This window comes from Chromobacterium haemolyticum (genome assembly GCF_002081825.1).
Taxonomy (GTDB): Bacteria; Pseudomonadota; Gammaproteobacteria; order Burkholderiales; family Chromobacteriaceae; genus Chromobacterium; species Chromobacterium fluminis.
In genome coordinates this window covers 96,791-109,895 of record NZ_MUKU01000010.1, presented here as the reverse complement: position 1 = coordinate 109,895, position 13,105 = coordinate 96,791, and the positions used below count along the sequence as shown (strand labels likewise).

The 13,105-nt window shown below is 59.2% G+C and carries 10 protein-coding genes; 4 read left to right on the top strand and 6 right to left on the bottom strand.

Annotation, left to right across the window (positions count from 1 at the left end; all coding sequences use genetic code 11):
- The first annotated feature begins 172 nt into the window (after positions 1 to 172).
- Positions 173 to 625 (top strand): BLUF domain-containing protein, encoded by a 453-nt coding sequence (locus tag B0T39_RS09800; RefSeq protein ID WP_043635871.1) that lies wholly within the window; start codon positions 173 to 175, stop codon positions 623 to 625.
- Between the two features lie 90 nt (positions 626 to 715).
- Here the strand turns inward: B0T39_RS09800 and B0T39_RS09795 are convergent, their stop codons facing one another.
- On the bottom strand, positions 716 to 1,993 hold the full coding sequence (locus B0T39_RS09795; RefSeq protein WP_081546152.1) for an O-acetylhomoserine aminocarboxypropyltransferase/cysteine synthase family protein: 1,278 nt from the start codon (positions 1,991 to 1,993) through the stop codon (positions 716 to 718).
- A gap of 676 nt (positions 1,994 to 2,669) precedes the next feature.
- Between B0T39_RS09795 and B0T39_RS09790 the strand changes: the two genes are divergently transcribed.
- Positions 2,670 to 3,752 carry a porin gene (locus B0T39_RS09790; RefSeq protein ID WP_081546150.1) on the top strand — a complete coding sequence of 361 codons (1,083 nt, stop codon included), beginning with the start codon at positions 2,670 to 2,672 and terminating at the stop codon, positions 3,750 to 3,752.
- A 217-nt stretch (positions 3,753 to 3,969) separates the two neighbouring features.
- Here B0T39_RS09790 and B0T39_RS09785 read toward each other — a convergent pair whose 3' ends face one another.
- The 3 genes from B0T39_RS09785 to B0T39_RS09775 all read right to left on the bottom strand — a co-directional run bounded on the left by B0T39_RS09785 (position 3,970) and on the right by B0T39_RS09775 (position 7,971).
- Positions 3,970 to 5,040 carry an ABC transporter ATP-binding protein gene (locus B0T39_RS09785; protein ID WP_081546148.1) on the bottom strand — a complete coding sequence of 357 codons (1,071 nt, stop codon included), beginning with the start codon at positions 5,038 to 5,040 and terminating at the stop codon, positions 3,970 to 3,972.
- Entirely contained in the window at positions 5,033 to 6,778 is a 1,746-nt protein-coding gene (locus tag B0T39_RS09780) for an ABC transporter permease (RefSeq protein ID WP_081546146.1), read from the bottom strand. The genes B0T39_RS09785 and B0T39_RS09780 overlap by 8 nt, the downstream gene beginning before the upstream one ends.
- Before the next feature lie 101 nt (positions 6,779 to 6,879).
- The gene (locus B0T39_RS09775; RefSeq protein ID WP_081546144.1) at positions 6,880 to 7,971 is read right to left on the bottom strand and encodes an ABC transporter substrate-binding protein; all 1,092 of its coding nucleotides are present in this window, start codon (positions 7,969 to 7,971) and stop codon (positions 6,880 to 6,882) included.
- Positions 7,972 to 8,094: 123 nt separating this feature from the next.
- On the opposite strand from B0T39_RS09775, the gene B0T39_RS09770 reads away from it, so the two are divergent.
- Together B0T39_RS09770 and B0T39_RS09765 are read left to right on the top strand one after the other, a co-directional pair.
- Positions 8,095 to 8,760 (top strand): response regulator, encoded by a 666-nt coding sequence (locus B0T39_RS09770; protein ID WP_081546142.1) that lies wholly within the window; start codon positions 8,095 to 8,097, stop codon positions 8,758 to 8,760.
- Positions 8,761 to 10,188, top strand: coding sequence for a sensor histidine kinase (locus tag B0T39_RS09765; RefSeq protein WP_081546140.1), 1,428 nt, complete (start codon positions 8,761 to 8,763; stop codon positions 10,186 to 10,188).
- On the opposite strand, the gene B0T39_RS09760 is transcribed toward B0T39_RS09765, so the two are convergent.
- The gene (locus B0T39_RS09760; RefSeq protein ID WP_081546138.1) at positions 10,185 to 10,835 is read right to left on the bottom strand and encodes a TetR/AcrR family transcriptional regulator; all 651 of its coding nucleotides are present in this window, start codon (positions 10,833 to 10,835) and stop codon (positions 10,185 to 10,187) included. The genes B0T39_RS09765 and B0T39_RS09760 overlap by 4 nt on opposite strands.
- Positions 10,836 to 11,482: 647 nt before the next feature.
- Positions 11,483 to 13,066: an ABC transporter substrate-binding protein gene (locus B0T39_RS09755; RefSeq protein ID WP_081546136.1), complete on the bottom strand. Its 1,584-nt coding sequence runs from the start codon at positions 13,064 to 13,066 to the stop codon at positions 11,483 to 11,485.
- Positions 13,067 to 13,105 lie beyond the last annotated feature (39 nt).

The following is a 13,105-nucleotide window of genomic DNA, read 5'->3' as shown; positions in this document are numbered from 1 at the left end:
GCTGCGCGTCGGCGATACGGCGTTAAAAACAAGCTCAAAATGCTCATGTGCCACGCATACATTCCGCTTTCTCAGCCGTTTTCGCCTTGCCTCGCCTTAGCTCGCGAGATCGTAAACACGTTCTAAACCTCTATACTGAAACCAGAGCAATCGCCACGCGGCAGGAGCGCACATGATCCGCCTGATCTATAGCAGCGCAGCCCACCACCCGGTTTCAGCCGAAACCATGCATAAGCGCATCCGCCATTTTCGCGACTACAACCAAAGCCAGGGCATCGCCAGCGTGCTGCTGATGCTGAACGACGACTTTCTGCAAATACTGGAAGGCCCTGAAGAAAACATCGATGCGCTCTATCAACGCATCGCGCGCGACCCGCTGCACCATCAACTGACCTTGCTGTCGCGCGAGGAGATCGAACACCCCATGCTGGCGAACCATCCGTTGGAATACCTTGCTCCGGTGCCGCAAGCCGATGGCAAACCGCTATCCGCGGCCGCCATCGCCCGAGACGCCGGCTGGACCCTGCACGGCAAGGTCCAGCATGTGATTCAAAGCTTTCTCGACGGCAAATGGCATCACCACCTGCCCAACGGCATGAATCCGCAAGTGCTGCACCGCGGCTGAATCCATCTATATATAGTGTCTTCGCGATCAACCGCGGCTTGCCCCCCCTCTTCGGCCCTCCATCTTGCCTCACACATCCGCAAACAAGCGTTACCGCGCCGCAGCAGTCAGCGCCTGGTCGATGTCGGCCAGAATGTCGTCGATATGTTCGATGCCTATCGACAAACGCACCATTTCCGGCCGCACCCCGGCGCGCAATTGCTCATCAGCCGACAACTGGCGATGAGTGGTGGTGGCCGGGTGGCAGGCCAGCGATTTGGCGTCGCCGATATTCACCAGCCGGGTCACCAGTTGCAAAGCGTCGATGAAGCGCCCGCCTGCCGCCGCGCCGCCTCGGATGCCGAAGGACAGAACACCGGAAGCCCGGCCGCCGAAGTAACGCTGGGCAAGGTGGTGGTCCGGGTGATCTTCCAGCCCGGCGTATTCAACCCACTCCACCGCAGGATGAGCTCGCAGATGCTCGGCCACTTGCTGCGCGTTGGCGCAGATTCGGTCCATGCGCAACGCCAGTGTCTCTATGCCTTGCAAAATCAGAAAGGCGTTGAACGGCGCCAGCGCCGCTCCCATATTGCGCAAGGGCACCACTCGCGCCCGCGCGATATAGGCCGCCGCCCCCAGCGCTTCCACATAGTTGACGCCGTGATAGCTGACGTCCGGCGTGTTCAAGCGCGCGAAGCGCTCGGCATGCTCGGCCCAGGGGAAACGGCCGCTATCGACAATAGCGCCGCCTATGCTGTTGCCGTGTCCGCCCAGATATTTGGTCAGGCTGTGCACCACGATATCGGCGCCGTGCTCGAACGGTCGGCATAGATAAGGCGACGGCACCGTGTTGTCGACGATCAAGGGCAGACCATGGCGATGCGCTTGCTCGGCGAAAGCGGCGAAGTCGACCACATTGCCCAGCGGGTTACCAATGGATTCGCAAAACACCGCCTTGGTGCGCGCATCCGCCTTTTCTCCTATTTGCTCCGGATGACGGTGACTGACAAAGCGCACCTCGATGCCCAGCTGCGGCAGCGTGTGGGCGAATAAATTGTAAGTGCCGCCATACAGGGTGCTGGTCGCGATGATGTTGTCGCCGGCCTCGGCAACAGTTTGTATCGCGTACGTGATCGCCGCCATGCCGGAAGCCACCGCCAGCGCGCCAATCCCGCCCTCCAGCGCAGCCACCCGCTTTTCCAGCACATCGGTGGTCGGGTTCATGATGCGGGTATAGATATTGCCCTGCACCTTGAGATCAAACAGATCCGCGCCGTGCTGAGTGCTGTCGAATGCGTAGCTGGTGGTTTGGTACAAGGGCACCGCCACCGCCTTGGTTGTCGGATCCGGCGCATAGCCGGCATGTACTGCCAGGGTTTCCAGCTTCATCTTGTCGGTCCTTCCTTCTATCAGGGTAAGTGACATACCGTTCGCCCATGCCACCCACCTACCTTAACCGGGAACCAAGACCAACAAAAGAAGCGAAACCTAACACCGCCAAACCAAACAATCTATGCGGACGCAAGAACAGACTGCAAACCTCGTACAACTTCAAAACAGACAAAATAAAACAAAACATATTTTACAAACAACAAGTTAGCACTCACGTCCAATAGCATATATTCAAGTGCGCCATCTCTTTTCAAGCTATTTACATAGACATCGCTTTCTATTATGATTCGATTGTGAATTCGTTCCGATGTGCGTCTTGCGGCATCGTGAATTCTCTTCAAGTCACGTTGATTTTTGAGCCCGCTCCTCGCGGGCTTATTTTTTTTCACCACCCCGAATCATTCTATTCTTCCCCTCACCGTCGATACCCCTTTTGCATAAGGCTTTCCGCCGGCAAGTGCGTTTTTACAACACTTGCACGCAATGAGCCATTTTCATGATTTACCCATTTACTTCATTGGCTTAGCAAGACATTTCCATGTAAAACCACACATACAAAGCAACAATTGGTTGTTGATTTGCAACACCGTATTTACCTAAAAGTTGCATTTACACAACTTAGCCAATAGCATTTGCTCACATTCCTAAACCCATATAAAAGGATGACTTGACCATGAAAAAGAGTCTGATCGCCCTGCTGGTAGCTACTCTGCCGGCTGCAGCTTTCGCTGACGTGACCATCTACGGCAAAATCAAAGGCGGCGTTGAATACGTTGACAATGGTTCCACCAAGCAAACCAACATCGACGACCTGGGTTCCCGTATCGGCTTCAAAGGCAAGGAAGACCTGGGCAACGGTCTGAAGGCTATCTGGCAAGTTGAAACCGGCTTTGGCATCGACGGCCAATCCCGTACCGGTTCCGGCAGCGGCACTTTCGCCAACCGCAACTCCTTCATCGGCCTGCAAAGCGACCTGGGCACTCTGCGCCTGGGCAACGTGTCCAACTTCATGGACAGCGATATGGGCATCGTTGACAGCTGGGAATACCGCAACGATGCACTGGGTCTGGGCATCTTCACCCGTGACGGCAACCGCCTGAAGAACTCCGTACGCTACGACCTGCCGAGCATCGCTGGCTTCAGCGCCGCTCTGCAATACGGCACCAAAGAAAACAAAGCTGGCACTGCTGACACCACTGGCAAAGTTCAATCCGACCGCGAAGTTTACAACTTGGGTCTGGGTTACGAGAATAGCGGTTTCTTTGGCAAGTACAGCTTCCAACGCGAAGGCACCGCCATCATCGATGGTAACAATTCCCGTCGCAACGACAAGCATCGCCTGGAAGTTGGCTACAACGCCAACAACCTGCTGGTAGCTTTCGGCTATCAACAAGAAAAAGGTGGCCTGGATGTAGTGAAAGGCTCCACCTGGTACGATCTGGTTAACAAAGGCCTGGATCTGACCAACGTTGATCTGACCCAAAACGTTAAGACCCGCGAATACGCTCTGACCACTGCCTACACCATCGGCGCGTTCACTCCGAAATTCACCTACGCTCACGGCGACAAGGTTGAAGTTGGCGGCGTGAAACTGAACGACAGCACCTACAATCAGTTCGTACTGGGTGTTGACTACGCGATCTCCAAGCGCACCACCTTCGGTGCACAGTACGGCTTGATCGATGTTAAAGGCGGCAAGAACGACGCTAACAAGGATCTGAAGGCTTTCGGCCTGAACATGATCCACGCATTCTAATTTGTCGGTTCGACGCAAGAACCCACGAACAGAATGAGAAAAAGGCCCGCGCAAGCGGGCCTTTTTCATTGCCGGAGCCTTCTTCTCCGGTTCACTGCCATTCCTGCGATAGCTATAAACGATAGTCTCTAGCAAAATACAGTCAGTCTCCGCCACACCTCCATGAAAAAAGGGCAAGCTGCACGCTCGCCCTGTCATGCCCCTGCTGCGCCTGGAATCAGGCCGGCGCCGCCTCGAACGCCCAAGTATCCTCCAACCCGAATTCCACCCAGCACTCGCCCTTGGGCTTGGCTTGCTGACCAAAGGCGCGCAAGCGCAGATCTCCATGCTGCAACAGGTATTCCCAGCGGTCGCCCAAATACATCGACGCGATCAAGCAGGCCGGCAGGCTGTTGCCGCCCGGCTCATCCTGCACGCGCAACCGTTCCAAACGGATCACCGCCTCGGCCTGCTGCCCCACCTGCAATGCCTGCCTCGCAGTGGCGCGAAGTTTCCAGCCCTCGCCCTGCAAGGTGACACTGGCGCCGTCCCGAGCAGCCACCTTGGCCTGCAACGTATTGTTGGCCCCCATGAATTGCGCGGTATAAAGGGAAGCCGGCGCGGAATACAGCTCGGTAGGACTGCCTGCCTGTTCGATACGACCGTTCTTCAACAACAAAATCTGGTCCGACATCGCCATCGCCTCACCCTGATCGTGGGTGACGCACAAGGCGGACAAGTTCATCGACACGATCAGTTCGCGCAACCACGCGCGCGCCTCTTCGCGCAGCTTGGCATCCAGATTGGACAGCGGCTCGTCCAGCAGGATCACCGGCGGGTTGTAAATCAGCGCCCGGGCGATAGCCACGCGCTGCTGCTGGCCGCCGGACAATTGATGCGGATAGCGCTCCGCCAGATGCCCTAGCCCCAGCTTGTCCAGAATCTGCCTCACCCTTGCGGCGATCTCCGCCGTCGAAGTCTGGCGCAATTTCAAACCATAGCCGACGTTCTGCGCCACGGTGCGATGCGGCCACAAGGCGTAAGACTGGAACACCAGGCCGAGGGAACGCTGCTCCACCGCCAGATTGCAGCCGGCGGACGCGTCATACAAAGGCCCGCCGTCCAGCAGGATTTGACCTGCCGACGGCTGCTCCAGTCCGGCGATAGCGCGCAGCAAAGTGGTCTTGCCGCTGCCGGAAGCGCCAAGCAAGGACACCACCTGGCCGGCGGCCAGATCAAAGGAAACACCCTTCAAGATTGGATTCTGATCGTAATTCAGATGCAGATCGCGCACGCTCAGCTTAGTCATGCAGTTTCACTCCCAGACGCAAGGCCAGCGCCAAGCCGGCGCCCACCATCAAAATATTGATCACAGACAGAGCCGCCACTTGGTCCACCGCGCCGGTGGCCCACAAGGACACCAGCAGGGAACCGATCACCTCGGTGCCCGGCGACAACAGATACACCGCAGTCGAGTACTCACGCTCGAAAATCATGAAGATCAGCAGCCAACTGGACAGCAGACCAAAACGGATCAAAGGCAAGGTCACGTCCAGACTGGTCCGCCGCTGACTGGCCCCGGCGGTGCGAGCGGCTTCTTCCAGCTCCGGCCCTACTTGCAGCAAGGCGCTCTGCACCAAGCGCATGCCATAGGCCAGCCAGACCACGGTGTAGGCCAACCAGATCGACAGCATGCTGTTCTTCGCGCCTTGTAGGCCGGGCACAAACAAGAACACCCACAGAAAGGCCAAGCCGGCCAGGATGCCCGGCACCGCGCGAGGCAACAGCACCAGGTAATCCAGCAAGCGCGCCCCCCAATCGTGGCGACGATGACCCGCGAAACCGACCAGGGTGTAGAAGCCCACCGCCAGCGCGCCGCCGATCACGCCGACACCCAGCGTGTTGACGATGGCGCGGACGATGTTGTCTTCCTCGAACACCAGCGCGTAATGATCCAGCGTCAAGGTCTCCAGCAATGACACGCCCTCGCCCCAGTGACTGACCACGGAGCGCAGCGCAATGCCGGAAATCGGCACCACCACGGTGAGAAACAGCCACAACAGCACGATGGCCAGCGCCAGATATCGCCACGGCCCCAGCGATAGCGGATGCTGGCGACCGGCCTTGCCCTTGAGCGCGACGAAACGCTGAGCGCTGCGCAACAGCCGGCGCTGCAACAGGACCAGCGGGAAAGTAATGGCGATCAGACACACCGCCACCGCGGCCATCAGGTGATAGGACGGCACGCCGAGTTTATTGGTCAGCTTGTACAGATAAGTGGCCAGCACCAGATGCCCTTCCGGATCGCCCAGCACCAGCGGCAGGCCGAATACCTCGAAGCCGAGAAACACCACCAGTACGCCGGCAAACAACATGGAGGGCATCACCATCGGCAGGCTGACGTCGCGCGCCACGCGGAAGGGGCTAGCGCCGGCCACCCGAGCCGCCTCTTCCACGTCCGAGCCCAGATTGCGCAAGGCCGCCGACGCGTACAGATAGACATGCGGCACATGGGTCAACCCCGCCACTACCGCGATGCTGAGCAGCGAATAAATGTTCCACGGCACCTCTTCCACGCCGAACCACTGCTTGAACCACAAAGAATAAAAACCCACCGGCCCGGCCGCCACCACGTAACCGAAGGCCAACACCATGGGCGACACAAACACTGGCGTCAGCAGCAAGGGCTCCAGCCAGCGTCTCCCGGGCAAGTCGGTGCGCGCCATCAAAAACGCCAGCACCCCGCCCAGCGGAATGGCGATCAGCGCCATGCCGGCGGCGATCACCAGCGAATTGCCGAGCGCGGACCAGAAATCGGGATCGGCGAACACAAAGCGATAGGCGACCAGCCCCACGTTTTTGTCCGCCATGAAAAAGGGCTGATCCAGCAGGCTTTGATAGATCACCAGTGATAGCGGGGTCAATACCAGCAGGGCCAGCGCGCCCAAAACCAGCCAACGGCCGGCAGCGCTCCCACGTGGCCAGCCGCCGTGGGCGGCGGCCTTGGCCGCCTCGGCGGGGGCTGCCGGATTAATCGAGGAATTCATGCTTGCTCCCAGGCCTGCGCGCAGGCCTCTGCGCCGTCCGCGCGTGGCGGACGGCTGATTCTGTCATTGGAAACGTCGGCCGCAATGGCCGGAAGGGGACGCTATTTCTTCAGCGCCTGCTGCCACTGACGCATGAAATCCAGCCGCTTGGCCTGGTCCAGATAGACCAGCAGGCCGGTGCCCACCTGGATGGGCTTGGCGCTGCCGCCCAATTGCTGGTTCAAGGCGGCGATGGAAGCCGCGCCGCTCACGTCGCCGCGCAGCGAGAACAGCTCGGACTGGTTGGCCAGCACGCTCTGGCCGCGCTTGGACAGCAAATAGTCCAGCCACAGCCGCGCCGCGCCGGGATTGCGCGCCTTCTTGGAGATGATGGCCAAGCGGCTGACCACCTGGGTGTAGTCCTTGGGATAGACGTAGCCGATGGCCGGGTCCTTTTTCGCCTTGGCGTAAGCGTAGGAACCGAGGATGTTGTAGCCGATCAGGTTCTCGCCCGAGGAGATCCGCTCCATCATCGCACCGGTGGAGGTCTGCAGTTTGACCCCCGTGGCACCCAGCGTACGCGCCAGTTCCCAGGCGCCGTTGGCGTTATGGCGCACGTCCTGGGTCAGGAAGTTGAAGCCGACGCCGGACTTTTCCACATCGTAAGTGGTGACCTTGCCCTTGAAACGAGCCGGATTCGCCTTGAGGATGCGCACTAGGTCGGCGCGGGTCTGCGGAATTTCCTCCGGCTTCAGCAAACGCTTGTTGTAGACGATGGCCACCGGCTCGTATGTGGTGCCGTAGGCTTGCTGCTGATAATGCGCCCAAGCCGGTAGATTGGCCGCTTCCGGCGAAGCGTAGCTGGCGGCGTAGCCGTCATTGACGAACTTCACTTGCAAATCCATCGCCGAGCTCCACACCACATCGGCGCTAGTGCTGTTGGCCGCGTTCTCGCTGATGAAGCGGTTGTAGATCTCGGTGCTGTTCATATCGTGGTATTCCACTTTGACGCCGGGGTACAAGGCTTGGAAATCCTTGATCAAGGGCCTCGCCGCGGCGCTGTCTGTGGCCGAATACACCACCACCTTGCCCTCCTTGAGGGCGGCGTCCACCAGACTCTGGTAAGCGGCGGGATAGCCGGCGGGCAGCGCCGCCCAGGCGGCGGCGGAGCCCAGCGCACAGCACAGCGCGGACAGGCTTCTGACTCTATTCATGGTGTTGCTCCTAGGTAGATGAAGATGTTCGCGACATCTTTCGAATCGCGCAGCTCTATTGGCTTCGCTTCCCCAGCCATGATATTAGAGTAAAGCTTTCAATCCGCTTTCAGTGACCCAACCATGCGCCTGCTCTTGGTGGAAGACAATCCGGCCTTGTCCGAATCGCTGGCCCAGGCCTTGCGCCAAGCCGGCTTCGCCGTGGACTGCATGCTCAACGGCAGCGACGCCGATCATGTGCTTCGCACCCAGGACTACGCGCTGGCCATCCTGGATCTGGACCTGCCCAAACTCAACGGCTGGGAAGTGCTGCGCCGGCTGCGCGGCCGCAAGCAAACGTTGCCAGTGCTGATACTGACCGCGCACGGCTCGGTGGAAGAGCGGGTGCGCGGGCTGGACCTGGGTGCCGACGACTATCTGGCCAAGCCCTTCGACCTCAACGAACTGGAGGCGCGGGTGCGCGCGCTGATCCGCCGCAGCCACGGCCGCGAAAGCCCGCTGCTGGAATTAGGCCCCCTCAGCTACGACAGCGTCGGCCGCCAGTTTCAGCTGAGCGGCGACGCGCTACACTTGACGCCGCGCGAACACGCGGTACTGGAAGTGTTGATGTTGCAAGGCGGCAAGGCCATAGGCAAAAGCCAGCTATCGGAAAAGATTTTCGGCCTGGATGAAAGCGGCAGCGCCGAAGCCATTGAAATCTATGTGCACCGCTTGCGCAAAAAGCTGGCCGGCCAGCCGGTTTCCATCGTCACCTTGCGCGGGCTGGGCTACCTATTGACCACACCATAAATGCGAACCGCCCTCTCTCGCCTCAAACCCGCCAGCTTGCGCAAGCAATTGCTGCTCGGGCTGTCCATTCCGCTGCTGCTGATGCTGGCGCTGGACGGCTGGATGACTTACAACCGCGCCTTGCAGGCGGCCAATACCGCCTTCGACCGCATGTTGCTCAGCTCCGGCCGCGCCATCGCCGACGGCGTCGCCGCCCATGACGGCGCCGTCAGCGTGGACATCCCCTATTTCGCCTTGCAGATGTTCGAGTCCAACGCCTCCGGCAAAGTGTTCTATCGCGTCAGCCAAGCGGACGGCACGCTGCTCACCGGCTACGACGACTTGCCGCTGCCACCGCCGCGCCGGCGCGAGTCCATCCGCTACCAGCCCGATTACATGGACATCCCCTACCACGGCGAAACGCTGCGCTTGCTGACCTTGAGGCTATCGGTGCGCGACATGAGCACGCTGCGCAGCCAGGACGTATGGATACAAGTGGCGGAAACGCCGGAGTCTCGGGAACAGCTGGCGCGCACCCTGCTCATCGGCTCCCTGGCGCAGGAGGCGCTGCTCGGCGTCATCATGCTCGCCATCGTGCTGCTGGCGGTCAGCCATAGCCTGCGCCCTTTGCGTCGTTTGTCCCGTAATGTGGTGGCCCGCAAGGAAACCGATCTCAGCCCCCTGCCCAGCCGCGAGCTGCCCACCGAGTTGACGCCCTTGGTGGAAGCGCTGAACCAGCAAGGCGTGCGCTGGCATAAATTGCAGGCGGCGCGCCGCCGCTTCATCGACGACGCCGCCCATCAGTTGAAAACGCCGCTGGCGGTGATGAGGACGCAGGCGGAGCTGGCGCGACGCCAGGCGCAGGAATCTTCATTGCGTCAACAATTGGACAAATTGCTCGCCTCGCTGGACAGCGCCAGTCATGGCGTGCACCAGCTATTGCAACTGGCGCGGGTGGAGCCGGACAACGGCCAGGCCATCGAACTGGACGACATGGACCTCGCCGCCTGGGTCCGGGAGTGGGCACTGGAGCAAGCGCCCTGGGCGCACGGCCAAGGCGCGGATCTGGGTTACGAGGGAGAAGATACGGTGCGGATACGCGGCAACGCCGGTCTGCTGCGGGAATTGTTGGGCAACCTGCTGGACAACGCCATCCGCTACCATCCCGGCAACGGCGACGCGCGGATCACGATCGCGGCCGGCGCGTTGCCGGCGCCGTGGCTGCGCGTCGACGACAACGGCCCCGGCATCGCCGAAACGGAACAAGACAAGGTATGGCTGCGTTTTTATCGCATCGCCGGCGCAGCCAGCAGCGGGAGCGGCCTGGGTTTGGCCATTGTCAGGGAGATCGCTCACCGGCACGGAGCGGCGGTGGAGTTGAGCCGCAACGCCGGAGGCGGGCTCAGCGTCAAACTGCAGTTCCCCCCGACCGGCGGCGAAGCGGTTTAGAACGGAAGCTGGTACAAAGGGTTACGGCTATCAGCGCCTTCCGCGCGGATGCGCTCCAGTTCGGTGCGCAAGGCGGTCAGCAACCACTGTTCGCGCATTTTGTCCCCTTCCGGATGTTCGTTCAGCATTCGGTACAAAGCCATGCCGTGGAAGGTGGTCATCATGGTCAACAAAGTGGCGAAGAAGCCGGTAGAGATCGCGTAACGCGGAAACAGCGACGCCATCATCGCAACGAAGCGGTCGCGGAAGTAGTTGCTGGAGCTGGCCAGGAAGATTTCTCGCAAGTCGGCGGTGGTTCGCGCCGCCATCAGCAGTTCCATCAACACGATGTGGCGCGGCGACAGCACCAAGGCCTTCATCAGCGCGACGATTCTCTCCTCTTCCGGCATCGTGCCGGGCATTTCCGCCGCCAGCTTGAGGCCGGCCTCGAAAATATCGTCGACCACCTTGCGCCCCACCGGCAGCATCAGTTCGTTCTTGGTGGCGAAATGGCGGAATAAGGCCCCCTGGGAGACACCGGCCCGGCTGCAGATCAACTGCACGCTGGTACCGTGATAGCCAAACTCCAGCAGACACTCGATGGCCGCTTCCACCAGTTTCCCAATGGTGGACTCCCTACGACTTTGTTGTGTTCGTCTAGTTTGCATTATATTCTTATGTCATGTTTATCCCAACCAAGGTTTGATGATACGCGAAACTTTTGCCATAAGCGAGGGTGAGCGCACGCTAAATAGGCCAGTGAGTAGTTTCAACTAGAGACGGTGGGAAAAATGCTGTTCTTTTTAAGATTATTTCCCAATAACACTTAAAAATACGTCGAAAAAATTAGAATAATTATTATTAAATTGCGTAGTTCTGATGATTTGGAACATTTTGCATGAAAGACTGTCTTTCCTGCCGCATTCACCGTGATCTAGCGGCCGACGTGGCATCCGCGCAACGCGGTAAAATAGCGGCAAGATCGGCGCGGATGCGGGGAAAATACCGCCACAGCCAAGACAATGGCTCGCACCGGCCTTTGACTTCCCAGCCCTCTTTCCACCTGCTCTCTGCGCACTACGCTTCTGCTCAAGATAACAAGCACGCACTCAAGCAATGTCATTCTTAGGAAGCAGACAGTTTCTAATCGAAAAAATAAATACGCTAAAACAACATTTCAACAAAAATACGATGCTGAATTACTTAATACGGGAAAATACTCACGTATAAGTTCATATCCGAACATTACTCGGAGTCTAGCGCCCGGTGCTGACAAAACCTGACGGACCAGCCGCAAGCGGCCAGTCCACCTAGCTTAATTCAACTGCGCTTGCCCAAAGTCCACCCGTCCAAACGGGCTAACCGCATAGCCGCTCAAACCCTTGCTTGCCAATGCGTAAGCGGTAGGATGCGCCAACGGCAGCCACAAGGCTTGTTCCTGTATCAACTTCTGCGCCGCCAGATACAACTTGGCGCGCTGCGCGAAGTCGCTGCTTTTCTTGCCGTCGCTGATCAATTTGTCCAGTTTCGCGTCGCAGAAACGCGCGAAATTGGTGCCGGACTGTACCGCCGAGCAGGAAAACTGCGGGGTCAGGAAGTTGTCCGGGTCGCCATTGTCGCCGGCCCAACCCATGAACAATAGCTCATGCTCTCCGGCTTTGGCGCGCTTGATCAGTTCCCCCCACTCAATCACCTTGATCTGCACCTTGACGCCTATCTTGGCCAGATCTGATTGCAATAGCTCGGCGCCTGCTTTGGGATTGGGGTTCAACGTGCTGCCGCTGGGCCGCACCCATACCGTGGTTTCGAAACCGTCGGGATAGCCGGCCTGGGCCAACAGCTTCTTGGCGCGCGCCGTATCGTAGGGATAAGGTTTCACGCCCTTGTTATAGCTCCAGGTATTAGGCGGATAAGGCAGGTCCGCTGCGGTGGCGGTATTGTCGAATACCGTTTTCAGATAGCTGCTCTTGTCGAAAGCCAGGTTGAGCGCCTGTCGCACCAAGGGATTGTTCAGCGGCTTTTTCTGACTGTTGAAGGCAATGAAAGCCGTCATGAAGGCCGGGGTCTGCAACACCTTCAGCTTGGAATCGCCCTTGGCAGCCAACACATCCTGCGGCTTGGGCGACAAGGCCAGCTGGCATTCTCCCGCCTTCAGTTTCTGTACGCGCACAGCCGAATCAGGAGTGATCGCGTAGATCAGCGCGCCGATCTTGGGTTTGGCTCCCCAATAGCCGGGGTTCGGCGCATAGCGCACCACCGCGTCCTTCTGGAAGCTGCGGAAGACAAAAGGGCCGGTACCGATGGGCTTGGCGTTCAAGTCCGTCTGACGGCCGGCCGCCAGCAACTGCCCGGCGTATTCGGCTGAATAGATCGATGCGAAACCCATGGTCAGGCTGGACAGGAAAGTGGCTTCCGGATAGTTCAGCTCGAACCGCACGGTATTGGCGTCTACCTTCTGCACGGCCTTGATCAGCTTGGGGAACTGCATAGCCTGTGCGTGCGGATAACCGTTCGGCGCGCTCTTGTACCAAGGGTGCGCGGGGTTGAGCATGCGTTCGAAAGTAAACACTACGTCGTCGGTCGTCAGCTTGCGGCCAGGCTTGAAGTAATCGGTGACGTGGAACGCGACATTGGGCCGCAACTTGAAGGTATAGCTGAGGCCGTCCTCGCTGATCTGCCAACTGGCAGCCAGCCCCGGCACCACTTTGCGAGCGGCCGGATCGTATTCGACCAAGCGATTCATCAGCACGTCCGCCGACGCGTTGGTGGTGACGAGGGAGTTGTACTGCACCACGTCGAAACCTTCCGGATTGGCGTCCGTGCACACGGTCAACGGGCGCGCGGCCAGCGCCAGGGTCGGCGCCAGGGCCAAGGCCAACAGCGTCAATTGCTTGTTCATCGGCATTTCCTTATCAAACTGCATGGCATCTTCAGTATC